20 protein-coding genes are annotated in these 24,561 nt (G+C 42.5%); 14 read left to right on the top strand and 6 right to left on the bottom strand.

The features are described from left to right. Window positions 1-117: 117 nt before the first annotated feature. From P6709_RS13015 to P6709_RS13025, 3 genes are all read left to right on the top strand, one after another. Entirely contained in the window at window positions 118-501 is a 384-nt protein-coding gene (locus P6709_RS13015) for a PH domain-containing protein (RefSeq protein ID WP_278241361.1), read from the top strand. 90 nt (window positions 502-591) lie between these two features. Then, on the top strand, window positions 592-1,380 hold the full coding sequence (locus tag P6709_RS13020; protein WP_278241362.1) for an ABC transporter ATP-binding protein: 789 nt from the start codon (window positions 592-594) through the stop codon (window positions 1,378-1,380). Continuing rightward, complete coding sequence (locus tag P6709_RS13025; protein WP_278241363.1) at window positions 1,377-2,999, top strand: hypothetical protein; 1,623 nt, start codon at window positions 1,377-1,379, stop codon at window positions 2,997-2,999. Before P6709_RS13020 ends, P6709_RS13025 begins: the two co-directional genes overlap by 4 nt. A gap of 47 nt (window positions 3,000-3,046) precedes the next feature. Here P6709_RS13025 and P6709_RS13030 read toward each other — a convergent pair whose 3' ends face one another. Beyond that, the gene (locus P6709_RS13030) at window positions 3,047-3,178 is read right to left on the bottom strand and encodes a hypothetical protein (protein ID WP_278241364.1); all 132 of its coding nucleotides are present in this window, start codon (window positions 3,176-3,178) and stop codon (window positions 3,047-3,049) included. Window positions 3,179-3,300: 122 nt separating this feature from the next. On the opposite strand from P6709_RS13030, the gene P6709_RS13035 reads away from it, so the two are divergent. Then, window positions 3,301-3,813, top strand: coding sequence for a hypothetical protein (locus P6709_RS13035; RefSeq protein WP_278241365.1), 513 nt, complete (start codon window positions 3,301-3,303; stop codon window positions 3,811-3,813). A gap of 188 nt (window positions 3,814-4,001) precedes the next feature. On the opposite strand, the gene P6709_RS13040 is transcribed toward P6709_RS13035, so the two are convergent. Next, window positions 4,002-7,313 (bottom strand): GH36-type glycosyl hydrolase domain-containing protein, encoded by a 3,312-nt coding sequence (locus P6709_RS13040; RefSeq protein ID WP_278241366.1) that lies wholly within the window; start codon window positions 7,311-7,313, stop codon window positions 4,002-4,004. Beyond that, on the bottom strand, window positions 7,310-9,496 hold the full coding sequence (locus P6709_RS13045; RefSeq protein ID WP_278241367.1) for a glycoside hydrolase family 3 N-terminal domain-containing protein: 2,187 nt from the start codon (window positions 9,494-9,496) through the stop codon (window positions 7,310-7,312). The genes P6709_RS13040 and P6709_RS13045 overlap by 4 nt, the downstream gene beginning before the upstream one ends. A 390-nt stretch (window positions 9,497-9,886) precedes the next feature. Here P6709_RS13045 and P6709_RS13050 point away from each other — a divergent pair, with 390 nt between their 5' ends. The 4 genes from P6709_RS13050 (at window position 9,887) to P6709_RS13065 (ending at window position 14,088) form a co-directional block, all read left to right on the top strand. Then, the gene (locus tag P6709_RS13050; protein WP_278241368.1) at window positions 9,887-11,116 is read left to right on the top strand and encodes a sugar ABC transporter substrate-binding protein; all 1,230 of its coding nucleotides are present in this window, start codon (window positions 9,887-9,889) and stop codon (window positions 11,114-11,116) included. A gap of 136 nt (window positions 11,117-11,252) precedes the next feature. Then, entirely contained in the window at window positions 11,253-12,140 is an 888-nt protein-coding gene (locus P6709_RS13055; protein WP_442905331.1) for a carbohydrate ABC transporter permease, read from the top strand. Window positions 12,141-12,177: 37 nt separating this feature from the next. After that, a complete protein-coding gene (locus P6709_RS13060) occupies window positions 12,178-13,008 on the top strand; it encodes a carbohydrate ABC transporter permease (RefSeq protein WP_278241370.1) in 831 nt (276 codons plus the stop codon). 78 nt (window positions 13,009-13,086) lie between these two features. Next, complete coding sequence (locus P6709_RS13065; protein WP_278241371.1) at window positions 13,087-14,088, top strand: LacI family DNA-binding transcriptional regulator; 1,002 nt, start codon at window positions 13,087-13,089, stop codon at window positions 14,086-14,088. Window positions 14,089-14,391: 303 nt separating this feature from the next. On the opposite strand, the gene P6709_RS13070 is transcribed toward P6709_RS13065, so the two are convergent. From P6709_RS13070 to P6709_RS13080, 3 genes are all read right to left on the bottom strand, one after another. Next, window positions 14,392-14,619: a hypothetical protein gene (locus P6709_RS13070; RefSeq protein WP_278241372.1), complete on the bottom strand. Its 228-nt coding sequence runs from the start codon at window positions 14,617-14,619 to the stop codon at window positions 14,392-14,394. A 344-nt stretch (window positions 14,620-14,963) separates the two neighbouring features. After that, window positions 14,964-16,109 carry a CAP domain-containing protein gene (locus P6709_RS13075; protein ID WP_336618999.1) on the bottom strand — a complete coding sequence of 382 codons (1,146 nt, stop codon included), beginning with the start codon at window positions 16,107-16,109 and terminating at the stop codon, window positions 14,964-14,966. Window positions 16,110-16,508: 399 nt separating this feature from the next. After that, window positions 16,509-17,015 (bottom strand): cupin domain-containing protein, encoded by a 507-nt coding sequence (locus P6709_RS13080; protein ID WP_278241373.1) that lies wholly within the window; start codon window positions 17,013-17,015, stop codon window positions 16,509-16,511. A gap of 446 nt (window positions 17,016-17,461) precedes the next feature. Between P6709_RS13080 and P6709_RS13085 the strand changes: the two genes are divergently transcribed. The 6 genes from P6709_RS13085 (at window position 17,462) to P6709_RS13110 (ending at window position 24,376) form a co-directional block, all read left to right on the top strand. Continuing rightward, window positions 17,462-18,232, top strand: coding sequence for a hypothetical protein (locus P6709_RS13085; RefSeq protein WP_278241374.1), 771 nt, complete (start codon window positions 17,462-17,464; stop codon window positions 18,230-18,232). A gap of 182 nt (window positions 18,233-18,414) precedes the next feature. Then, window positions 18,415-19,272: a GRP family sugar transporter gene (locus tag P6709_RS13090; protein WP_278241501.1), complete on the top strand. Its 858-nt coding sequence runs from the start codon at window positions 18,415-18,417 to the stop codon at window positions 19,270-19,272. Between the two features lie 12 nt (window positions 19,273-19,284). Continuing rightward, complete coding sequence (locus P6709_RS13095) at window positions 19,285-20,070, top strand: glucose-1-dehydrogenase (RefSeq protein ID WP_278241375.1); 786 nt, start codon at window positions 19,285-19,287, stop codon at window positions 20,068-20,070. A gap of 294 nt (window positions 20,071-20,364) precedes the next feature. Continuing rightward, complete coding sequence (locus P6709_RS13100) at window positions 20,365-20,922, top strand: glycerol-3-phosphate acyltransferase (protein ID WP_278241376.1); 558 nt, start codon at window positions 20,365-20,367, stop codon at window positions 20,920-20,922. A 35-nt stretch (window positions 20,923-20,957) separates the two neighbouring features. Next, window positions 20,958-22,565 (top strand): GNAT family N-acetyltransferase, encoded by a 1,608-nt coding sequence (locus tag P6709_RS13105; protein WP_278241377.1) that lies wholly within the window; start codon window positions 20,958-20,960, stop codon window positions 22,563-22,565. Then, on the top strand, window positions 22,559-24,376 hold the full coding sequence (locus P6709_RS13110; RefSeq protein ID WP_278241378.1) for an LTA synthase family protein: 1,818 nt from the start codon (window positions 22,559-22,561) through the stop codon (window positions 24,374-24,376). The genes P6709_RS13105 and P6709_RS13110 overlap by 7 nt, the downstream gene beginning before the upstream one ends. The last annotated feature ends 185 nt before the right edge of the window (window positions 24,377-24,561 follow it).

The following is a 24,561-nucleotide window of genomic DNA, read 5'->3' on the forward strand; positions in this document are numbered from 1 at the left end:
TATAGCATTTAAAATTCTATCTATTCAGACTGTTTTTAACTGGAAGAGATCTGTATACTTAAGAAAAAAGAGGAAAGAAAAGAGGAAGATGGCTTTTCTTTGCAGAGGAGGCGCAGTATGGGCTTTTTTGATGGACTAATGGGCAATGCTTCTGAGATAAAAAATGAAGATGCGCAGAAGGAATTTGGCAATCTTCTTATACGTGAGGAACGAATAGAAAAATCGTATAAGCTGATCCGTGATCTGTTTTTGTTTACCAACAAACGTTTACTTTTAGTAGATAAACAGGGGATGTCAGGGAAAAAGGTTGAGTACCATTCCATCCCGTATTCCAGTATCACGCATTTTGCAGTGGAAACAGCAGGGACTTTTGATCTTGATGCAGAATTGAAAATATGGATCTCGGGAATGGATCTTCCTCTGACGAAAACGTTCAATAAGTCTCTTAATATATATGATGTGCATGCTGTTTTGGCAGGGTATATTCTGGAATCAAAATAAGAGATCATTGAATCGGGAACATCGCACGAATGAGCCGCTTCCCGTTCGCTTGAAGCTGGCGGCTAATCTGATAGCAGGGTGGGTCATGACATGGAAGGCAAGGAAGTAATTAAATTGGCAGGTCTTACAAAAAGCTACGGAGGAGAAAATGTACTGGATGAAATACATTTAACGGTATACGAAGGCCAGATTGTAGGCTATATTGGTCCGAATGGAGCGGGCAAAAGCACGACGGTCAAGCTGATGCTTGGACTAATTGAAGACTATTATGGCGACATTTACATATTCGGGGAGAACCTGAAAGATTTGGACTACTCCTACAAAAGAAGAATTGGATATGTGCCGGAAAATGCAGAGATCTATGACAGCCTTACAGCAGCTGAGTATCTGATTTTTATTGCGGGTCTTTATGGTATTGATGAAGAGGAGGCGCTTGAAAAAGCAAGGAGACTGATGGAGCAGTTCAATATTGAACATGTGCTTCATTCACGGTTATCTTCTTTTTCAAAAGGAATGAAGCAAAAGGTCTTAATTATCTCCAGTCTTTTACATAATCCGGATGTCCTGTTTCTGGATGAACCCTTAAGCGGTCTGGATGCAAACAGCATGATGGTGGTGAAAGAAATTCTGGCGCTGCTGGCCAGACAGGGGAAAACGATTTTTTATTCTTCTCACATCATGGATATCGTTGAAAAAATCAGTCACCGGATCGTTCTTCTTTCAGGTGGTTCAATCGTGGCAGACGGAACATTTGATGAGTTAAAAGAGAAAAATAAACAGGGAACGCTTGAAGATATCTTTAATGATTTAACCGGTTTTCATCAGCATAAAGAAATTGCGTCGGCGTTTGTGGAAATTGTACAGGGAGAAACCGTATGAAAGAAATGAAAATTCTGCTGTTTCTCGATCGTTTCAAAACGCTTTTTGAAAAAGCCGGTATAGATTATGCGGTATTCCGCCTGATTTTAAACATGAAACTCGTAATGGATTCAAGAAGAATTCCTACTGTTTACAGCAATACTAAAGTGGACGAGAGCAAAGAGAAGAATTATTTTGTCCGGTCTCTATGGATCTATGCTCTTTATGGGTTGTCCATCGTTCCGGTTTTATTTTTTATTGACCAGGTCTTTTTTCAAATGAGCATCATATTCAGTATACTGATGTTTATTTTAATGACGTCCATGATCTCGGATTTTTCATCTGTTCTCTTGGATATCCGCGACCGGTCTATCATTAGTCCAAAGCCAGTACATAATCGCACATTAAGCGCAGCAAAAGCATTTCATGTGCTGTTTTATATGTTCATGCTCACATTTGCTACAACGGCTGTTCCTCTTGTTGTCTCTCTGTTCGTAAGCGGGCCGATGTTTTCATTGATGTTTTTGATAGAAATTTTATTGCTTATGATGCTGATTTTGGTTTTAACAGCAGGAATCTACGTTTTGATTTTGCATTTCTTTGACGGGGAGCAATTGAAAAATGTGATTAATTACATGCAAATTGCGCTCACGATCGGAATTTTAGTCGGCTATCAAGTTGTGGCGAGATCGTTTGAGCTCGTGGGGATCACATTTCAGTTTTCTCCGGCATGGTGGCAGTTATTCCTGCCGCCGGTGTGGTTTGGCGCGTTGCATGAAGGCGTGCTGACAGGAGAAAGCTCCGGTTTTCTGCTGGTGCTCGCAGGTCTTGCGATCATCGTTCCTATTCTTTCAATGGTGGTCTATATAAAACTAATGCCTGTGTTTGAGCATCAGCTTCGGAAGCTAGCCCAAACCGAGACGGGTGCACAAAAGCAAAAAGCGAAATGGAAGAAGCAGATCGCGAGGTGGATTTCTCCGAACCTGGAAGAAAGAAGTATGTATCACTTCGCAGGTTCCATCATGAAAAAAGAACGGGATTTTAAGCTGAAGGTCTATCCTTCCATTGGCTTTACACTGGTTATTCCATTCATCTTTATGTTTTCCACCTTGCAAACGAGCTCCTTTGAAGAATTCAGGGAAGGCAGTTCATTTTATTTAATTTATTTCACGCTGCTTTTAATTCCGAATATCTTTTCCATGGTGAAGTATTCAAGCAGCTATAAAGGCTCCTGGATCTATCAGGTAGCCCCGCTTAAAAAGCGTTCCACCGTTTACAGCGGAACGTTAAAAGCGGCCTTAATCAAGCTGTTTGTGCCTGTTTATCTGGCTCAATGCGCCATTTTTCTCTGGCTGTTTTCTTCTTCAGTTCTGCTGGACTTATTTGTTTGTCTGGTTAGTGCCATTTTGTATTCAATCATCAGCATCAATCTTTTAAGCAACAATCAAATGCCTTTTACCGTTTCTTATTCCCTTGGCCAGCATCAGGAAGGAGTAAAGGTTTTTCTATTGTTTTTAATCATCCTGCCTCTGGTTGGACTGCATGCTATATCCTCTCAAATTCCTTATGGAACAGAGGTTTATGGCATCTTAATTATCGCTGCCGTAATCATTGCCTGGAAGCTGGCTTTCCGCAAATGATCCTGACGGGAAACGGGTCAGGATCATTCAAATCAGCGGCTTGTCCCTTATTTTTTTGGATCAATCCTGATCGAATCATTCGGATCGAGTGCGAGCGTTCGTAAATAATAAAACAGTGTGCCGCCCACCATTCCCAGCACCATCAGAAACCCGGTTGTCACTACACCCCAATAGATCATAAAAGAATCCCCCTTTTTGGATGTATATGCCGGGTCACAGGTGGTAAGAATGGGGAGTTATAAATCGTTAGGATAAAACGCAATAAGCAGCATAGGATAAGGGGAAAGTGAGGATTAGTGCGATGAAGAAATGGTTGATTTCATTGACTTTTGCAGGTGCTGTTTCAGCAGGTGTGTTTGTCCTGTATTTCTATTTTAACCCTCCTATGGGCCTCGGGGGGATAGGATCATCCGAATCCAGTAAATCGGTCATACTAGCAGTGGGAAATGAAAGCTTTGGGACAATTAAAGTGGATGAAATCTTAGTAAATGAAAAAGAAAGTCCATCAGAAGTAAAAATGCAGGTGACCGATCCATATACAGGCTTTGTCATCACAGAGGATTTCAGTGAGTTTGAGGAAGAGTACGGAATGACAGATCTTGCTCTTGTGGAATTGGAATCTTATACCTCGCCTTCTTCGCAATACGAGAAAATGGACAATGGAACGGCCACAACGGATGATAAAAGCTATGGCCTCAGCGTTCTTCATCAGGACGAAATTAACAAAGTGACCATAAAGTACAGCTATTTCGGCATTCCTCTTGAGGAAGTGGTTCATACAAATCAGCACACTGCCCTCAATACAGAGCCTTAATCGTGGGAGATGCGAAACGGCAAAAAGAGATTTGGATCTATAGCAAAAAGATTAAAAATGAAGAATTTTGTACCTTTAGTATCGGCTGAGTGAGTGGATGGTGACGACATCAGCAGCGTCCGCCTGAAGCGCAGTAAACCGGTCAAAAAGCCCTGAGACAGTATCCTGTCTCAGGGCTTTTTGTTGTTCTATGACCAGATTTCAATGAGATTTGAGCCGGGTGTTAATACGTTCATTACATCTTGCTTGTTTACCTTGTATCCGTTTTGGCGGTAGCGGTTTGATGGCGCTTCATATTTCAGCTGGCTTCCGTTAACGGTGATCGCAGACTTTTCCTTAGAAAGATGGTACCGGATCGTGACGGGTCTATCAAATAGATGATAAGTAAATTCAAGGCCGTCCAGTGAAGAAGGGAGGACGGGGTCAATCAGCAGGAAATCTCCCTCGTGGCGAAGACCAAGCGCATTGGAGATGAGCTGGTTCATATAAATTCCCGGTCCGCTTGAATAAATCCTCCAGCCGCCTTTTACTGGTACGTCGCCATTGCGAAGCTCTTCAAAGCGTTCCTGGGCTGCGTAGCGAGTCGCGAATTTTCCATCTGAAGAACTGAAATAGGCATTGCTTTGACGTTTTTCTGCATTGGGAACAACTGAGGTAATACCAATTGGGTTGATTGTTTCAAGCCCTTTCCAGACCTCTTCCGTACGGCCGATTTTCGCCATTGCTTCCACAAAGCGGATATGAGCATGAACATACTGAAGGCCGATTTCTCTTCCGAAGTTAGATGCTTGTTCTGCACGTTTGAAATGCTTCGTCACACCGCCATCATAATTTGCAGGGCGATTCATTAAACGAACGCCATCAGGACAGTAGAACTGATCGTGAATGATCGCTTCGTGATGAGCCGCTTCCTCAGGTGTTAACAGCTCACTGATCATGCTTCTTGTCATTGGAAGCAGACGGTAGTGGATGCCTGTTTTCTGATCTAATGGATGAACCATATTCTCGGGATGCTCTTTATCTTCAAAATAGAGGAATCCAGGGAGTACACCTGTGTTCAGCATATAAGCTTTAAAATCCTTCTCAATTCCATCCGAAAGTACAGCTAAACGGTCTGCTTTATCCTGCCTGACATTTTGCAGGCTTTTCGAAAGCGTACGAATCGTTTGATACGTAAGCGAAACAGTCCAGCTGCTGACCATGTACTGACGAAGCTGCTGGTTTGCCGGCTGAAGCGTGTCATCCCAGTCCCCATCTCCATAGGAAGACAGATGTGTATCATGCAGAAAGTTTTCTTTAATCGTCTCCAGCTGCTTCGTTAAATGGTCCATTAACGGTGCAGACGTTTCGGTAAATTGGAAGTCACTTCGTTTTGTGTAGGGAACGGGCATATCCAGAACGCTGTAATCGCCTGTTGTGGTCAGATAATCGGCAACCACTTTCAACGGCCAGACAATGACATCTCCATGACTGTGATCATGCTGAATATGCTTATATTCATCAAACATAAACCATTGCGGCCAGTCGCCTTTGTCTTCATATTGATGAGAATAGACGGTTTTAATAATTTCTTTTACGCTGTCATACTGCTGTGTGGCCAGAAAGTATTCTGTCGGTCCCTGACATACATCGCGCGTTCCCCAGGCAGCTCCTCCATATTGCTCAAGGCCATGAGGAACAGAGTAATGGACAAGCATATTATGAGTGTACCACCAGGCAATAGCATTTACTTTTTCAACCGAAGAAGGTTCTGAATGAGAAAGAGAGAAGCCATTCATTACCTTTTTGAAATATGAGCGATAACGTGCTCGTTCAGAAGAAAAATCAAGCGCCTTGTGCTCGGGAAAATGCCCTGTTAGGGATCCCTCCATCGTGAGTGTCCAATCACTTGATTGATTTACTGCTATAGACACGATGGAATCCTGATTATGGTCAACAACGTTCAACTCAGCGCCTTTTAACGTAAAACGATACGCAAGATCAGGATGGACGTTTGCGTTATCAGAAGAAGCATCGCCTTTAACGGTGAACGAGTCGCCGTTCACTTCCATATGAAAAGGAGCTTCGTACTCATGATTATTCATGGTAATTTGATTGGTAATAATAAAATCGTATGATTGATGCTTGGCAGACGACACATGTAAGGTAATGGACTTCTCATTCACCACGGAATAGCTGGTGATGGTAAGTTCGTCATCTGGCAGCTTATACATCCAGCGGGCATAGTTAAATCCAATCTCGTATACGGCCGGCATGGTAAGCAATTGATAGGTGTCAGTCGTTTTAACATAAATCCTTTGCCCTGAAGTTTTAAAAATGTTTAATGGATTTCGTACATTTGACAACAGTTTGTTCATAGAGGTGTTGCCGATTACAACCTGAGCATTAAATACACCTGGCATATAGGAGGTGGAGGTGATGGTTGGCTGACCGCTCAGCTGATGATTTTCGCCGCTCATTAAAATATGACCGTGTGACCGCTCAAGCTGAAGCTCTTTTTCTCTTAAAACAACATGCTCGTAGGTTGGGGTAAAGAAGGAAAGCAGCGTATCGCCATCCCATTCCTCCAGCAGCCGGTCAGGATACATAACTTGAATTTCTTCTGCCGCTGCAGGGGCTGAAGTCAGTATCTGAGCAGTGGAAAATGATTCGAATTTTTCGGCTTCCACCAAATCAAAGGCTTCATGAACCTGTGTTGTTTTTTCCCACGCCTGTTTTATTTCTTCAGTGAATAAAGGTTTTTTAACGGCTTCTGCATGGTCCTCATTGATGCAGCCGTAGAATACAAAAGAAGCTTTGCCGTTTAAGCTGATTTTCTCACTTTGTAAAGCAGTGAAGGCAAATTCATATTGGTACGTTTCATTTGCGAGAGTTTCCTCACCCAAAGCCTCCGGGATATTCGTTTCTTTATAATTCAGACCGAAAAATTGAAAACCATCTGTACTGTATCCAACATTTCTCCCTAAAGATCCCTGTTGTAAATAAGGATATCCGGTACCTTGGGGCTGGTTTTGTCTTGAACAAACGACATAGCCCTGCTGATCGTCTTTAAATACGGCATGATCCACGTATTGAGCCACATATGCTTCATTGGCGCGCAGGGCATTTTTATCAGCTAACCCAATGTCCTGTCCGTAAATGAGATCAATTTCAGCTTTTTGGCCCTCTACATTCACTTCCCAGAACCAAATGTGTTCAGATGCTAAATGAAATGTGATCTCATACTCGATTCCGTGGACGTTTCCCCTCCATTTTAATTTTGATTCTGAGGAAAAAAAGGTGCTTTGAGATTGTTGTCCAACCAAAGGATAGAAATGAATCGAGTCGCCATCCAGTACACGCAAATATAGATTATTTAAGGAACCGTCCATTGAATTACCCGCAAGCTGATTAATCATCAGATGCTTATAAGAAAAGGTATGCACATCCCCTGTGGATAAAAAATGCAGCTGCGTTTCTCCATTGTGGAGTACGGAATGGTTATTAGATTTTACTATCATGATGTATGACCGCCTTTCATTTTTAGGGTGAAAAATAAAGAATGAGTGTCTTGACTGTTGGGACCTGCAAATACTTCAAATTTCCCTGCATCGCTTGTAAATGATAAATCCTTATGATGATAGCGAAGCTGTTCTTCTTTAATAGAAAAGCGGATGATTTCTGATTCTCCCGGCTCTAAAGAAATCCGGCAAAAATCCTTTAATTCTTTAACCGGACGAACAATTTCACCAGAAAAATCCCGGATATATAGTTGAACAATTTCCTCACCTGAGCAGCTGCCCGTATTTTTAACCCTGATAGAGGCTTCAATCACAGAATCAGCAGTGAGTTCATCGGTGGATAGCTCAAACTGATCGTAAGCAAAGGACGTATAGCTTAGCCCAAAACCAAACGGGAAGAGGGGATCATTGGGCGAATCCATATAGTCCGAAACGTAATGCTCCTGTGCATCTGGTGCTCCTTTAGGCCGGCCGGTATTAAAATGATTATAGTAAACTGGCACCTGTCCAACATTGTAAGGAAAGGACATGGACAGCTTAGCTGAAGGAGAAACCTTTCCATACAGAAGGTCTACTAACGCATTTCCTCCTTCAGTGCCTGGAAACCAAGCTTCAAGCAGTGCGTCACTGTGTTCAACCACTCCATGAAGATCGAGAGGACGGCCATTAAAAAGAACGGTGACAACCGGCTTGCCTTCTTTTGCAACAGTTTTGATTAACTCGAGCTGAGCCTGTGGAAGCTGAATGTTTGTTCTGCTGTTTGCTTCACCGCTCATAGAACTGCTTTCGCCTAAAGCAAGTACGACAACATCCGCCTGAGAAGCAGCCTGAAGCGCTTCATCCAGCTGGCTTTGCGTAATCTTTTCAATTGAGCTGCCCTCTGAAAAAATCAGATTATTTTCAGGAAGATGATCTTTCAGTGCTTTTATCATTGTCACCGCTTCATCTTTTACCCCGACACCTGCCCAGGGCCCAAGCAAGTCATTGCTGTCCCCAAAAGGCCCAATCAGTGCGATCTTTTGATTACGGGATAAAGGCAGTGTCTGATGGTTGTTTTTCAAAAGAACAGTGGATTTTGCTGCCAGATCTCGGGATGCTTTTCGATGATCTGCATGTCCAACGATTGCTTTTTCTGCTTCGATGCTTGCCCCGCGGCAGGGATTGTTAAATAAATCGAGTTTTTCTTTGAGTGTCAGGATGCGAAGAACCGCTTCATCAATCAGCTTGATGTCGATCTCACCCTGTTCCACGAGTTCCTCCAGGTATTGAGCGTAGCAAGCGGTCATCATTTCAATATCCAGCCCGGCTAATATGGCTTTTTTAGCCGCTTCTTTTTCATCCTCCGCCACGCCATGCGCAATCAATTCCTTTACAGCGCCCCAATCCGAAATTAATACGCCATCAAATCCCCATTCCTCTCGAAGCAGGTCTCTCATTAATTCTTTGTTTCCTGTAGCCGGAATGCCATCTACCGTGTTAAAGGCGGTCATCACCATTTCACAGCCTGCATCAAGCGCAGCTTTATAGGCAGGAAGATAACTTTCACGCAGCTGCCTTTCGGACAAATCAACTGTATTGTAATCCCGGCCGGCTTGTGCTGCACCATAAGCGGCAAAATGCTTTACACATGCAGCTACTGACTCTGTGTCGCTAGTGAGATTTTCTTTTTGAAAGCCTTCAACAAATGCCTTTGCGAACAGACTGTTTAAATGAGGGTCTTCTCCAGTCGATTCCATCACCCGCCCCCATCTTGGATCACGTACTAAATCGACCATCGGGGCAAAGGTGACATGAACGCCTGAAACAGCGGCCTCCTTTGCTGCAATCTCGGTACTTTTTTTAGCTAATTCCAGATCCCAGCTGCAGCCAATAGCAAGAGGTACAGGGAAAATCGTTTTATATCCATGAACAATGTCTGCCATAAACAACAGGGGAATTCCTAAACGGTTTTCTTCCAGGTGCTTCTGTTGAATTGAAATTACTTCTTTCGCCCCGGAGACACCAAGTACAGAGCTGGAATTTAAAATATGTTCCTCTTCAATCGGCATTTCTGCCATGGGGCCTGTAATTTGTCCTTGCTGGTCCGACCCTTTAAAGAAAGGACCGGCGAGTTGAAGCAGTTGAGCGATTTTTTCTTTTATTGTCATTTGTTTGAGCAAATGATTAACGGTCGATGTCGTCATTTAATATCCTCCAAACACGTAATATAGTGAAACGTTTCAATTTTTATGTATAAAGATTATCTGTTTCGGTTCTTACCAGTAGAAATGACGGAAGCAGGAAGATTTCCTGTATTGCCTGGCCGCTTTCATTGTTTTAATTGCAGGTTTAGAAAGAAAATACATAGAGGAGATCAACATTCAAAGGAACCCCGCAGCCATTTTCACCTTGCTTTCAAAAGAAATTAAAAGAAAAGTATTGAAAGCGGATTCATATTTGATTATAATCAATTTATCGAAACGTTTCAATAAAAATATTTAGATCTTTAAGAAAAAGTATATACGTCATTCAAACGTCAGCAGTGCATCTTTATGAGAACAAAAGAAAAATACCATTTAAGGGGATGAATAAGAATGAAGAAAAAAGGTTTAGTGGTTCCGGCTGTATTAGCGATGGGATTATCAACAGCGTTGGCAGGCTGCGGAGGCGGCGATGGAAGCGGAGATAGTGATAACACGTTATCGGTATGGGCAATGGGAGAGGAAGGTAAGCTGCTGGATGAAATGACAGAGGCTTATGAGGAAGAAAACCCGGATATCACGGTGAATGTTCAAGCGATTCCATGGGACCAGGCGTATGACAAACTGCTGACAGCGGTGGCATCCGGCAATGGACCGGATGTATTGCAGCTCGGCACAACTTGGGTAGCGGAGTTTGCAGATGCAGGAGCTCTTCTCGATCTGACTGAACACAAGGAGGACTATCCGGATTTCAACCTGGATAACTACTTTGAAGGTGCTCAGACCTCCATGAAGTATGAAGACCAAATTGTTGGAATTCCCTGGTATGTAGAAACCCGCACCATGTATTACCGGACTGATTTGCTGGAGGAAGTGGGCTATTCTGAAGCTCCGGCAACCTGGGATGAGCTTAAGGATGCAGCGACAAAGCTAAGTGAGTCAGGAGAAGATGTGTACGGGCTGGATATTGATTTAAATGACCAAATCACTCCATTTATTTTTGCATGGCAAAATGGATTTGAGTTTGATACAGAAAATCCTAATTTTACTTCTCCTGAATTTACAGAAGCTCTTGAGTACTACACAAGCTACTTTAAAGAAGGAATCAGCACGACTTCAGAAGGCATAGACATTATACAAGCGTTTAAAGATGGACAGAAACCAATCTTTTTCAGTGGGCCGTGGATGATTAATATTCTGAATGACCAGGCAGCTGATCTTGAAGGGCAATGGGCTGTAGCGACAATGCCTGCCCAAAAAAGCAATGTTTCGAGTATTGGTGGAGCCAATTTCTCTGTATTCCATAATTCCGAAAAAGTTGATGAGGCACTGGATTTCATTTCTTATATGAACGAAGTGGATACGCAGCTTGAATGGATGGAAAAATCAAACACGCTTCCATCACGCTTAGATGCATGGGAAGATCCTGCATTAGCAGAAGATGAAATGTATTCCGTATTTGGCGAGCAGCTTGAAAATACAAAAGGGGCTCCGCCTATTAAAGAGTGGGAAAAGATCGCTCAGGAACTGCTTTCTTCTATTGAAAGAATTAATATCGGCGGCGCTGATGTAGAAGAAGAGCTTGAAAGCTTTAATGAAAAAGCAAAAACGATCATTGAGTAAGATGACGTAAATAATGATTTAGAGAGGAGGTAAGTGATGCTCAGGCAGCATTCACTTACCTTGCTTTCTTACATGGATTAATAAAAAGTTTGAAAGAAAGATAGAAAGTAGGTGGAGAGCTTTGCTGAACCAGCTTGTGAAAGGGACGGTGCGAAATCGTCATCCATTTATATTTATCGCCCCGGCGTTAGTTATTTTAATTTTATTCAGTTTGATTCCAATCATGATTGCCTTTGTTATCAGCTTTACGGATATGGATCTTAAAGGTCTTGCTGACTGGTCTAATATCAGCTTCATAGGTGTGGAGAACTATGCCAATTTATTAGGTGACACTGTTTTCCATAAAGCCGTATACAACACCTTTTTCTATGTCGTGATTGGCGTTCCGCTCGTCATTTTCTTTTCCTTAGGCATCGCATTGCTGCTGAATTACGGAAAGAACCTTGTTTTTACCGTGTTTCGCGCAGTGTATTTTATGCCTGCTATTACAAATATTATTGCGATCGCTGTTGTATGGGGATTTCTTTATAATACAGAATACGGCTTGTTCAATTATCTGCTGTCATTAGCAGATGTGGATAAAATTCCTTGGCTCGAACATCCCGTCATTGCCAAGCTGTCACTTATATTGCTTGCTGTCTGGAAAGGGATCGGTATTAATATGATCATTTTCCTGGCTGCTCTTCAGGGGATTCCGAATTCTTATTATGAAGCAGCAAAGATTGATGGAGCCAAACGCTGGCAGATTCTGTTTTACATCACCATTCCGCTTCTGCGCTATGCGATTTTCTTTGTTACGGTTACCACACTAATTGGCTGGCTTCAATTCTTCGAGGAACCGTTTATTATGACGCAGGGAGGTCCGCTTGATGGCACCGTCTCAATGGCGTTATTTATTTACCAGCGTGGATTCCAGTTTAGCGAATTTGGCTATGCAGCTGCAGGTTCATTTGTCCTGTTCATCGTCATCATCATTGTTACGCTGCTGCAATTTAAATTAAGAAAAGCAGATGATGAAATTTAACACTCAAAGAAATTTAACCGTATAGGGGTGAACATGAATGGCTTCCGGGAGATCAAAAGGCAATACAGAAAAATGGATCGCAACAATTTTACTCATTGTTGGGGGTTTCATTGTTTCACTTCCATTCCTTTGGATGATTACAAGTTCATTCAAGCCGGAAAGTGAAATTTTGCAAATGCCGCCTACAATATTCGCTGAAAATCCTACAATTCAAAACTATATTAATCTATTTACAAACATGAATTTTGGGGTTTACTTGAGAAACACGCTCATTATTGTCCTGCTGTCTTTTGTAGGATTATTCTTAAATGCCATGGCTGGCTACGGCTTCGCCAAATATGACTTTAAGAACAAAGAAAAAGTGTTTTATCTGGTCCTGGCAACAATGATGATTCCAGGGCAGGTTACGATGATTCCGGTTTATCTGCTATTAAATGAAATGGGATTAATTAATACAATGGCTGGGATTGTCCTGCCGGGTCTTGCGGCTGCATTCAGTATCTTTTTGTTTAGAATGTTTATGGCGACAATCCCGACCGATCTTATCGAGGCAGCCCGTCTGGACGGAGCAGGTGAATTCTATATCTTCTTCCGTTTAATTATGCCGATCTCAAAACCCATTTTCGCTGTGCAGGGGATTCTGACGTTTATAGCAGCGTGGAACAGCTTTTTATGGCCGTTAATCATTGCAAATGATGAGTCCCTATATACACTATCTGTTGGCTTGTCTCTCTTAAAAGGGCAGTACGCCAGTAATTTCGCTCTGCAAATGGCAGGGGCGGCATTTATGGTTATTCCGATCATTATCATCTTTTCATTCTTTCAGAAATATATTGTCGAGGGCTTTACCACTTCAGGCTTAAAATAATAAAGTTGGAAGAAAGACATTTTCGTAAGTGAATGATACGCTTAGTTAAAAGACTCTGCCAGTGAAGAAGAGGAACGAATGGAGGATAAAGCTGTGGCAGCAACGATTAAAGATGTGGCCAAGCTCGCAGGAGTAGCAATTTCTACTGTTTCTTATGCGTTGAATAACAGTCCGAAAATAAGTCAGGCAACAAGAAAAAAAGTAGTGGAAGCTGCAAAAGAATTAAACTATCAAAAAAATGGGTTTGCGTCTGATTTGAAACGGACCAAGACCAATACCATTGCCCTGATTCTCAGTGATTTAGCGGGACCCTATTATTCAGAATTGACAAAAGGTGTACAGGAAGTGACGACAGCGCACGGGTATGACCTGATCGCCTGCAGTTCCCAGGGCGGACCGCAATCCACTGCTGTAAAATTTCTAAAGGAAAAACGGGTGGATGCCGCAATCATCCTTGCTCATAACATATCAGATGAAGTCATTGCCGAATCAGCGAGGAAGGGCTTTCCGATTATCGTTTTAGACCGGCATGTGAACGTGGATCATGTTGTTCAAGTGGAAGTGGATAATTTTCATGGGGGATATGTGGCCACAGAGCACTTAATTCAGCAGGGGTCTAAGGAAATTGCTTTTATCAGCGGCCCCGTGGGATCTCACGATAGTGAAAGACGCTACAACGGCTACATTACGGCGTTAAATGAGCATCATTTAGAGCCAAAGCCAAAGTGGAGAATGCATGGAGATTTTACCCGTGAAGGCGGGTACCGGGCAACCAAAATGCTGATTGCACAAGGGACTCTGCCAGATGCTGTTTTCTTTGCCAACGATGAAATGGCAATCGGGGGAATGCAGGCATTTAAAGAAAATAAGATCCACATCCCAAAAGACATTTCCATTATCGGCTTTGATGACATTCAGCTATCTGAATTCATGTCACCGCCTTTAACAACGATTAAGCAGCCAAAGTATGAAGCTGGTGCGCTGGCGATGCATTTAATTTTGCAGCAGCTGACAGGGGCTGAAGTCAATGAATATTACAAGCTGTCAACCGAGCTGGTAGTAAGAAAATCAGTGAAATAATTGAATAGGGCTCTTCAGGGTGCCCTCCTGTAATTAGAGAATTTTGAGTCCTATAAAAAGCGTTTACCTTAAGTGAAATGAAATGAGCTGGTAAAAAAAGTTGGGGGAGTTTTCAAAGAAAGGTTAAAAAATCTGAGGTGATCGGAGCGGAAGGTGGCGACTCCCTTCAGGAAATGACGGTAAGCTGAGACTTCGAAGACCAAGGCCCAAGAAGGCTCAGCGCCATCCCTGAGGAAGCGTCCGCCTGAAGCGCAGAGAACCGGTCAAAGTACTTAAGACACTTATGTTCCAGACCTTTTTTACTTAGGATTGATCAAGCCGTTTTTTACAAAACCGTAAGATCATAATGAGTTGTCTCTCTTTCGAAAAAAGGACCTGATCACATTCCCAGATATCCTTGTACACACGTGTAATAATTTGCTCAGCATGCTGTTCATCCTGCAGGTTTCCGTAGACTATTTTCCATAAAAGGAGATTATGTTCGTCGTACATCGCTTCTAACGCTTCTTTTTTTGTGTAATAATCGGTCAATTTTCTTCACTCCAGTGCAGTCAAAGCAATTACTTTTTAAAGAAAACGAAAAAGGACCAATTTTAGATCAGTCTGAGAGCAAAATAACAAAATTTTAAACTCAGAAGGGTATAAATAATGAGGTCGGGAAATAAATGAGAAAGTTTAAGAGGGTCAGTATACTTTATTAGTAATGAGGTGAGCGGAGTGGAAGGTGGCGACTCCTGCAGGACATGACGGCAAGCTGAGCCTTTACAAGGCAAGGCCTTGAAAAGGCTCAGCGCCGTCCCTGCGGAAAGCGTCCGCCTGAAGCGCAGAGAACCGGTCAAAGAGCCTGAGACACTTTGTCTCAGGCTCTCCTGTGTTCAATTATTAAAATAGTTTTGCGTATAGTAAGGCTGATTTTCACCATTAAATGCTACACCTATCCCAAGATAGCCAAAATCACTTTTTAAGATGTTTTCACGGTGACCCAGGGAGTTCATAAGGCCTTCGTGTGCGAAGACTGAACTGAACTGGCCATAAGCAAGATTCTCACCAGCCGTTGTGTAGCGGATCCCGTCTTCTTCCATGCGGTCAAAAGGAGATTGCCCATCCAGATTTGTATGGTCAAAATAGGCATTGTCCGCCATGTCTGCACTGTGCTTGCGTGCAGTTTCGCGTGCTTGATCATCCCAGACTAAAGGCATCAGACCGTGGTGAACCCGTGCTGCATTAGTTAAATCGAAAAGCTGGTATTCAAACCCTTCTTTTAAGGAATCAGAAGGAGCGGTATAAATATCCTCCCTGTCTTCTTCCAGACTTTGATGAATGATTTGTATAGCGGTCACCGTCTGGTCTTCATGCTTATCGTAAAATACGGTAGCGTACGAATCATCCACCTCAAAGACATCATATTCTCCATCATTTTGGATCTGGTAGCGAACCAGTCCTTTTCTCATCGAAGTCAGAGGTTCTCCGAGTTCTGCTGTAACATCCTCGCGTGAAGTTTCAAGTGTAATACCAGCTGAAGACGCCAGCAGATCCTGATTCGTAAACAATCCATTGACAAGTTCTTCATCATTATAGGATACCATTAAAAAGTTTCCGAAATTCTCATGATAGGCAAACCATTCAGTTCCATATTCGTTTGTTGTTTGACGCTGAGGTTCTCCAATCTCCTGTTCAACATCCTGTCTGGCATCTCCAATTTTTACATTATAAATGGAGAACATTTGCTCAGTAGGAGGGGAGAGATCGGGCTTTTCTACTTTTTCTCTCGATTCAGCCGGTTCCAGTCTGGGGGCTTGCTGAATCGCAGCATCTATATCAATCACCATTGACGTAATGGTATCTTGAAATGAATCTAGTGCATCTGAAACGGCGGGTGTATAAATCACTGACATTACCCGGTCAGAGATGGCGTCCATAAACGAAACATCCACATAGGGAGAAACTTTTTCTTCCCATAAAGGCCTTGACAGGAACACAGCAGCAACTAAAACTACAACAAGCATTAATTTTCTAATCATGCGTTCACTCCTGTTCTGTCTTTATTTTAACCTAAATAGGAAGGTTGTATAAAGGAACAAGCATCTAAGAGAGGCTGAGAAATAGACAAATTGTGAAAATCAGGCTCTGTGGTGTGAAAATCCCTGTCATCATATATTTCTAATTAGAAAAAAAGGAAAAAATTTCATTTAAAAGAGCCTGAGACAAAAGTGTCTCAAGCTCTACGATCGGTTCACTGCGCTTCGTGTGGACGCTTTCCGCAGGGAACGGGGCTTGAGCCTTTTCAGGACTCTGCCCTGTAAAGTCTAAAGCAGCCGTCGTATCCTGCTGGAGCCGCCGCCTTCCGCTGCACGCACCTCTTATTATTTACTTCGTTCTTAAACTTTTTTGGATTTTCTTCGACCTATTTAAAAAAGTTATTATTTTGCCACATGCCAGTTGGAGAGGAGAGGACCTTCTTTGCCATAAACGGGATCCGTGTCCGGAATTGAAACATGCCAGATCTCCTCCAGCACCTCAGGACGTTCGCCGGGTTCACCGGTCCGTAAATTGTACTCAGCACCTTCAGGATAAGCTCCTACAATACGAAAGTCCTCACTCGATTTCATATTTCGATGACCTGTTCCTGCAGGCAGCACGATTACATCTCCCGTGTGCACCTCGATCATTTTGCCTTCTGCACCGCCAATCTGTAGCATAGCCGAGCCCGATTGCACTCCGAGCACTTCATGTGTATTACTGTGATAGTGGTGGTAGTCGTGGACCCCATCAACCCAGCTGTTTTTCCAATTATGCTCATTAAACGTCTTTTCAATTTCGTCAGGATTTTCCTTGAATACACCCTCGTATACAATGACCGACAATTGTTGATTATTCGGTATAGAACCATCATCTTCAAACGGATATAATTGTACATTTTCATCCATAGATAATCCCTCCTGTTTATAACCATATATACCCTTTTTAATAGAGGCTACACGTTATTTAGAAGTCATCTATATTAAAATTTGATTGCAGAGGAAATTAGGATAAATGAAACTGGTTTATTGGTTTTTCTAACCGGTAAAAGAAGGTGAGACATAACAAAAAAAGGTTCAAAATGAGGCGGAATTTATCGGGAATATGCGGTGAGTGCAGCGGAAGCCGGCAGGAAAGCACTTCTCATAAAAGTTTGAACCCCTTCCCATTTTACTCCTAACGAACTGAACACAGCCAAATGATGAAAGGAATTATCCACGGGGTCTGCGAAAGATAAGATTATGATCCCAAACAGTATTTTAGCAGCCTTCAAAGGAGTTACTCGTTGTTTAACACTCTTCAAGGATTCGGAAAAGTCATGTAAAATTAAATCATCAACTACTGAGGTGATGACATGCTTCCTCCGGCTTCTATATTAAAGACATGGAAAAAATTCGACCGCATTGCAATGGAAACGGTAACAAAACGATGGAATTATCATCCTGATAAACCGTTTCAACAGCGATCCGTTTCTCAAATGAAAGAACAAAGGGATCAGTTTGGTGTTTCCGGGAACTGCTTTGACCTGGCGATTTGGCTGCTGGATGAGTTTAAACAGGACGGAATTGAAGCCTATCCTGTTGGTCATGATATACATACCGATGATGCTCATGCTGCAGTAATGGCTGTAGATGAAAACGGCCGTCGTTTTTTATGCGATTTGGGAGATCAGTGGCTGCTGCCCATCCTAATAGACGCGGAGGACGAAGAATTTAGTGGAGAAAAACTCAGCGGTTTTTTCCCCGGAGCAGATGTTCAGCTTAAGTCGCACAAATCACATCTGGAGGTTTATTATCATAGGCCAAACGGCCGTTTTTCTGTGCAGACTTACGGATTAGAGCCCGTAAATAAAGGTGACTTTGAAATGGCAGCCGAACGTTCACAGAACTATCTCAATCCTTATCCGCTAGTGGAATGCAGAGTTCCTTATAAAGAAGAAACCGCTCATTGGGAGTTTGATAAATGGCAAAGCTTTTTAAGTTCAACTGAAGGGCTGCATCATGATTCTCCGGCTGTTTCGATAGAAGTGTGTGCACAAAGAATTAATGAAAAAACCGGATTCAGCAAGGATTTGCTGGAGCAGGTGTTAAGGAAATTTAAAACAGCTCCCTCCGGCCTTCTGTAGGTTTGAATATTGTCGAGCTGACCACCTTCCAAAAAGAAAGTGGTTCATATCTTCAAAAAAAGAGAATGCCATCACAAGACATTTCTGTGGCGGCATTCTCTTTTTTATTCCTACAAACATTTGAGGTTTATTTGAACCTCTTGCGGGCAAAATATAGGGAATGAAAGGCGGTATGAATGAACGTGGATATATTAATTGCTTTAATTCCCGCTGTGATGTGGGGAAGTATTTTACTTGTAAGTACTAAATTAGGCGGGGGTCCCTATAGTCAGGTGGTCGGGACTACATTTGGCGCCTTGATTTTTTCAATCGCTGCTATTTTTTTTATTTCTCCCGACTTTACGCTGACAGCTGTGATCGTCAGTTTTATCTCAGGACTGCTGTGGGCGCTTGGTCAGACGAATCAGTTCAGGACGGTTACACATTTAGGGGTATCCAAAACCCTGCCAATTTCAACCGGTCTGCAGCTTGTAGGAACCTCGCTTTTTGGCGTGCTCGCTTTTGGTGAGTGGTCTACAACCATGAAACTGATTATCGGTATTTCCGCACTGGTTCTGATTTGTCTGGGCGTTGTACTAACGTCCTATCAGGAAAAAGATGAAGAAGAAAACAAGGAAGGCAGCCCGCTGAAAAAAGGGATTCCCTTGCTTTTGATTTCGACTGTCGGTTATGTGGGATATGTGGTGATCATTCGGTGGTTCAACATCGACGGCTGGACCGCTATCTTGCCTCAGTCAGTTGGCATGGTGACAGGGGCAATACTTTTAAGCGTTAAACATAAGCCCTTTAACAAGTACACCATTCGCAACATCATTCCCGGCTTAATGTGGGCGACAGGAAATCTTGCCCTGCTTCTGTCGATTCCAAGAGTAGGGACTGCTACCAGTTTTTCGTTATCGCAAACCGGTATTATTATTTCAACGCTTGGCGGAATCTTTCTGCTTGGAGAGAAGAAAACCAAAAAGCAATTGGTGTTTGTTGTAATCGGCTCTATTTTAATCATTATCGGCGGAGTCATGCTGGGCTTTACTAAGGAATAGGAGGCGGAGAAAATGTACAATGAGTTGAATGGTAAAACAGCCATCGTCACAGGCGCTTCATCAGGCTTGGGCAAAGCGATTGCTCTCAGGTTTGGTGAAGAAAAGATGAATGTCATTGTAAACTATTTAAATAAAGAGAAAGAAGCAAACCAGGTAGCAGAAGAGATTGAAAAAGCAGGAGGAAAGGCAGTCGCTGTTCAGGGGGATGTATCCGTTGAGGGGGATATCGACCGTTTAATCCAATCCGCTCATGATCACTTTGGTGCTCTAGAGGTTATGATGAATAATGCAGGCATGCAAAATGAAATTCCATCCCATGAGATGACGCTCGACGAATGGAATAAAGTGATTTCAGTCAATCTTACCGGCACATTTTTAGGATCTACAAAAGCGATCTCGTATATGCTTAAACATGAAATTCAAGGCTCTGTCATTAATATGTCAAGTGTTCATGAAATCGTTCCATGGCCGCATTTCGCCCACTATGCAGCGAGCAAGGGCGGGATGAATATGCTTTCTCAGACGTTAGCGCTTGAATATGCAGGAAAAGGAATACGGGTGAATAATATTGCACCTGGTGCGATTAATACACCAATTAATAAAGAAAAATTTGATGATCCGAAGCAGCGTGAAGAGGTTCTGTCCATGATTCCGATGAAGAAAATCGGTGAACCCGAACAAGTGGCTTCAATTGCTGCTTTTTTGGCTTCTGATCAGGCTAGCTATGTAACCGGAACAACCTTATTTGTGGATGGCGGAATGAAACTTTATCCCTCTTTTCAAGCAGGGAAAGGATAAGTTGAAATTAAGTTTGATGAAAGCAGACGGAGCAGCTCAGCCGTCTGCTTTTTTGCGATGAAAACATGCGTTTCAAACCTGGGTGGGATGATTCTCTTATGCTTTATGTGCCGTATTTACGGGAAATATTCATTGAATGAATCCAATTAATTGGAATAATATGATAAGGTAAAACTAGTTGTTTTAATATTGATGGGAGTTAGTTGATGAAGCAGGAACAAAACTGGCAGGGTACGTGGTTTCAAGATCCATTCAAAACATCAGCCTGCTCGCACGAATAGTTAGAGGTGGATCATGCAAACAGAAACCGTGCAGTTTATTGTAGTGGCTTTGTATTCGTATTTAATTGGCGGATTCACAGGTGCTTATTACCTTGTGAAACTTTTTCTTGGAAAAGATATCCGTCAAATGGAAAGCGGAAATGCAGGTGCGACAAATGCAGGAAGAGTGATTGGCAAAAAAGGATTTTTGCTTACGATTGCGATCGATGCCGCAAAGGTGTGGATTACTTTGGGGATAACGTCTTACTGGGCAGAGGGAAGCGGACCTGCACTTGTGTTATCAAGTATCCTTTTAGTAATCGGCCATCTGTACCCGCTGCAATTAGGGTTTCGTGGCGGAAAAGGAATCGTCGTTTATCTTGCAGCTGCTTTATTTTTAAATCCATATTCTATTTTAGTGATGGGAGCAGTCATGGGGGTGCTCTACTCAATCCTCCGCCGCTATACACTTTCAGGGTTTCTATCCATTCTTACAATTCCTGTTACTTTATACATTTTAGAAGATTCACTTTTGTATTTTGTTAGCTTTATAGTGTTATTTGCTTTTCTTGCAGCAATACATCATAAATAATGGTCCTGGTTCGCAGACGTTTTGGAGGTTTTAAGATGAATTCGTTAACGTATAAAATGGCTACGGAAAAAGAAGAGCTGCAGCAAATCCATCAGTTGAATTATCAAACATTTGTGGAGGAAATTCCTCAGCATGAAAAAAATTCGCTCCGTGAGCTGGTAGATAAATTTCATGATGAAAACACATATGTCATTGCCAAGCAGGGGACGGAAGTGGTTGGCATGATCGCAGTGCGCGGCATACGTCCATTTTCACTGGATCAAAAGCTGGAAAACCTGGATGAGTATCTGCCGCAAGGCGCTGTACCTTGTGAAGTCAGGCTTTTGTCGGTAAAAAAGCAATGGCGGAGTACGCAGACTTTTTATAAATTAGTGGACAGGCTGGTGAGCTATTGCCTGGAGAAACAGTACACAGTAGCGTTGATTTCAGGGACGGTCCGTCAGTTAAAGCTGTATAAAAGAATTGGGTTTATACCTTTTGGCGGTCTGGTTGGAAAAGAAGGAGCCCAATTTCAGCCGATGTATTTAACCAGAGAAAGTTTTTCCTCTTCTACTAAAGCGTTTCAACGGCTGATGGTGCGAAAGCAGCCTTCTTCCATGTATTCATTTCTGCCGGGGCCTGTCCAGCTTTCTTCCAACGTGAAACAGGCGTTTTCACAGGCGCCTCTGTCTCATCGGGCCTTTGATTTTACCCTTCATATGACGGGGCTGAAGGAAAAACTGCTCAATCTGACGGGAGCCGCTGGCGTACAAATTCTTGTTGGAACCGGAACGCTTGCAAATGACGTGGTTGCGGGGCAATTAAAAGGCTTAAAAGGGAAAGGGCTCATTTTATCAAATGGTGAATTTGGAGAGCGGCTGATTGATCACGCCTCACGATTTGGACTGTCATATACAACGTTGGAAAAAGAGTGGAATGAAGCAGCAGACCCCAACGAAATCAGGAATTATTTAACCGCAGATCCATCAATTAAGTGGTTGTGGACGGTTCACTGTGAAACGTCCACCGGGTATTTATATAATCTGTCTGAGCTTAAGGCAGTTTGTCAGGAACATGATGTTGAGCTGTGTCTGGATGCCTGCAGTTCAGCTGGCGTGGCTCCACTTGATTTAACAGATATTCTGTTCGCTTCAGCAGTCAGCGGAAAAGGCTTTGGTTCCTATCCGGGCCTGGCCATCATTTTTCACCGGGAAGAGGTTCAGGCCAATCCTGCTATTCCGAGATACCTGGATTTAGGTTTATACGCAGAGAACGGAGGCATTGCCTTTACTCACTCCTCCAACCTGATTGTTGCTTTGGCAGAGGCTCTTAATGAAATAAATTCTGTTCATACACAGAAACTCTCCAGCACTCTTCGGACTTTATTTTTCGAAAGCTCGATGCTGCCGCTTGGAGACGAATCCTATTCCCCGGGAATTATCACAATGGCTTTGCCGGAAGAAATTTCAAGCAGGAGCTTAGGGGATGCATGTAAAGAAAAAGGGGTATTAATCAGCTATGAAAGCTCTTATCTTCTTGAGCGAAATTGGGTGCAGCTGGCTCTCATGGGGGATCATCCGGAAGAGGAATGCGTGAAAAAAGCTATAGTAGTCAAAGAAACGTACACGTCCTTCCTAAACGAAATCGGGTTTAGTCCATGCTGAAAAATTCTTATGTATGGATTGCCATCAGCAGCTTGTGGATTAAAACCCTCGCTCTTTCGTTTATCGGCTTTCAATTAAGAGTGCAGACATTTCTGGATGCTCTTCTTATCGTACTGAATCCAATAGGGCCGTTAATGCTGTTAATTGGATTAAGCTTTTATTGGAGTAAAAAAGTTAAGTTATACCCATTAATTGGTATAATGTTTCTTATAACGGCCCTGCTTTATGGAGATTTGCTTTATTACCGGTTTTACACAGATTTTGTCACCGTGCCTATTCTTTTTCAATTCAGCAACGTAGGGGGTCTGGGACCGAGTACAGTTGAGCTTTTAAGCTGGTGGGATTTGCTGTTATTTGCGGATCTGCTGCTGGTTGGCTTTTTGGTTTTCCGTAAAAAGCTGCCCTCACTAAAACCTGTTAAAAGAGCTAAGCGGAACTATTTAATTGCCAGCGTTTCTCTTATGCTGCTGACAATTGGCATCGGTCTGCTGAACGCTCCGCATCTTTTTGCAGAATCATATAATCGTGAGCAAATGGTAAAGAACATTGGCCCGTTTCAATATCATGCATTTGATATTGGGGTTGCAGCAACTTCTTCATTCTACCGTCTTTTAGCCGAATCTAATGACACTGCAAAGGTGATTGAATATACACAGGCTTCTGATGTTGAGTCCAGCTCATTTGGGATGGCAAAAGGAAAAAATGTAGTGCTGATCAGTCTGGAATCCACTCAGGAGTTTGTGATTAATCAGAAAGTAAATGGAGAAGAATTAACCCCCTTTTTAAATCGTTTAGTGGAAGAAAGCTACTACTTTTCTTCTATTTACGATCAAACAGCTCAGGGAAAAACGTCTGATTCAGAATTTATGATCGACACGGGTCTATATCCAATGGAAAGCGGGGCCGTTTTCGTGAGAAAGGCAGAAAACGAATTTATTGCCCTGCCCCATATTTTAGAAGAAAAGGGAGATTATTATTCTGCTGTGTTTCATGGCAATGATTCAACGTTTTGGAACCGGGAAAATATGTATGAATCTCTCGGCTATGATCACTTTTATTCAAAAGAGGCATACGATGTGACAGAAGAAAATTCAGTGAATTATGGAATTAAAGATATGCCTTTTTTCAAGCAGTCCGTCTCCTATTTGGAAGAACTGCCGCAGCCTTATTATGCAAGGTTTATCACCCTGACCAATCACTTTCCGTTTTTACTTGAGGAAGAAGATCAGTTCATTGAGAAAGCAAATACCGAAGAAGGGGTCGTAAACCGTTACGTTACCACCATTCGGTACCAGGATGAGGCGATCAAACTATTATTTGAACAGCTGAAAGAAAAAGGACTGTATGAAAATACGATCTTTGTTTTATATGGAGATCATTATGGAATTTCTGAAAAATATGATCAAGGTGTTATGGACTTGCTTAATATGGAGACCAGTTCATTAAATAGGATGAAGCTGAAAAAAATTCCTTTGATTATCCATGTTCCCGGACAGGAAGGAAAAACCTTTTCCAATAATGGCGGGGAGATTGATATTCGTCCGACCCTGCTGCATTTGATGGGTATTCATTCTGAAGATCCAGCACTCGGACAGAACTTATTCGGCAGAAGCGACGAGCATCCTGTGATTTTCAGAAATGGAGACTTTATTACAGACGAATACCTGCTAAAAGATAAAAGGTGCTTCAGCCTGGAAAAGGAAGAATTAGTGGATGCCGTTCGCTGTGCACCGACAGAAGAAATCGTGCGGGAAGAGCTTGGATTGTCTGATGAAATCATTTATGGAGATTTATTAAGATTTGTAGAATGAATGATGTGTATATCCATGACGATTAAATGGGATCGGCTCATTTCCTTTCCAATGGGACGCTTTGTAAGGGGGAGGAGGTGAGCGGACTCGAAGTTGCTGCGTCATCAAGGTCTGAAAATAGATATCCCCTAAATAGAGGATCTGCCATAGCTAAAAAGGTTGTAAATGAGGCAGTATCAATTAGT

This window comes from Jeotgalibacillus sp. ET6, assembly GCF_029667115.1.
GTDB lineage: Bacteria > Bacillota > Bacilli > Bacillales > Jeotgalibacillaceae > Jeotgalibacillus.

Coding starts and splice junctions, on each gene's coding strand:
- P6709_RS13015 (WP_278241361.1), top strand. CDS start 118: ATGGGCTTTTTTGATGGACTAATGGGCAATGCTTCTGAGATAAAAAAT.
- P6709_RS13020 (WP_278241362.1), top strand. CDS start 592: ATGGAAGGCAAGGAAGTAATTAAATTGGCAGGTCTTACAAAAAGCTAC.
- P6709_RS13025 (WP_278241363.1), top strand. CDS start 1,377: ATGAAAGAAATGAAAATTCTGCTGTTTCTCGATCGTTTCAAAACGCTT.
- P6709_RS13030 (WP_278241364.1), bottom strand. CDS start 3,178: ATGATCTATTGGGGTGTAGTGACAACCGGGTTTCTGATGGTGCTGGGA.
- P6709_RS13035 (WP_278241365.1), top strand. CDS start 3,301: ATGAAGAAATGGTTGATTTCATTGACTTTTGCAGGTGCTGTTTCAGCA.
- P6709_RS13040 (WP_278241366.1), bottom strand. CDS start 7,313: ATGATAGTAAAATCTAATAACCATTCCGTACTCCACAATGGAGAAACG.
- P6709_RS13045 (WP_278241367.1), bottom strand. CDS start 9,496: ATGACGACATCGACCGTTAATCATTTGCTCAAACAAATGACAATAAAA.
- P6709_RS13050 (WP_278241368.1), top strand. CDS start 9,887: ATGAAGAAAAAAGGTTTAGTGGTTCCGGCTGTATTAGCGATGGGATTA.
- P6709_RS13060 (WP_278241370.1), top strand. CDS start 12,178: ATGGCTTCCGGGAGATCAAAAGGCAATACAGAAAAATGGATCGCAACA.
- P6709_RS13065 (WP_278241371.1), top strand. CDS start 13,087: ATGGAGGATAAAGCTGTGGCAGCAACGATTAAAGATGTGGCCAAGCTC.
- P6709_RS13075 (WP_336618999.1), bottom strand. CDS start 16,109: ATGATTAGAAAATTAATGCTTGTTGTAGTTTTAGTTGCTGCTGTGTTC.
- P6709_RS13080 (WP_278241373.1), bottom strand. CDS start 17,015: ATGGATGAAAATGTACAATTATATCCGTTTGAAGATGATGGTTCTATA.
- P6709_RS13085 (WP_278241374.1), top strand. CDS start 17,462: ATGCTTCCTCCGGCTTCTATATTAAAGACATGGAAAAAATTCGACCGC.
- P6709_RS13095 (WP_278241375.1), top strand. CDS start 19,285: ATGTACAATGAGTTGAATGGTAAAACAGCCATCGTCACAGGCGCTTCA.
- P6709_RS13100 (WP_278241376.1), top strand. CDS start 20,365: ATGCAAACAGAAACCGTGCAGTTTATTGTAGTGGCTTTGTATTCGTAT.
- P6709_RS13105 (WP_278241377.1), top strand. CDS start 20,958: ATGAATTCGTTAACGTATAAAATGGCTACGGAAAAAGAAGAGCTGCAG.
- P6709_RS13110 (WP_278241378.1), top strand. CDS start 22,559: ATGCTGAAAAATTCTTATGTATGGATTGCCATCAGCAGCTTGTGGATT.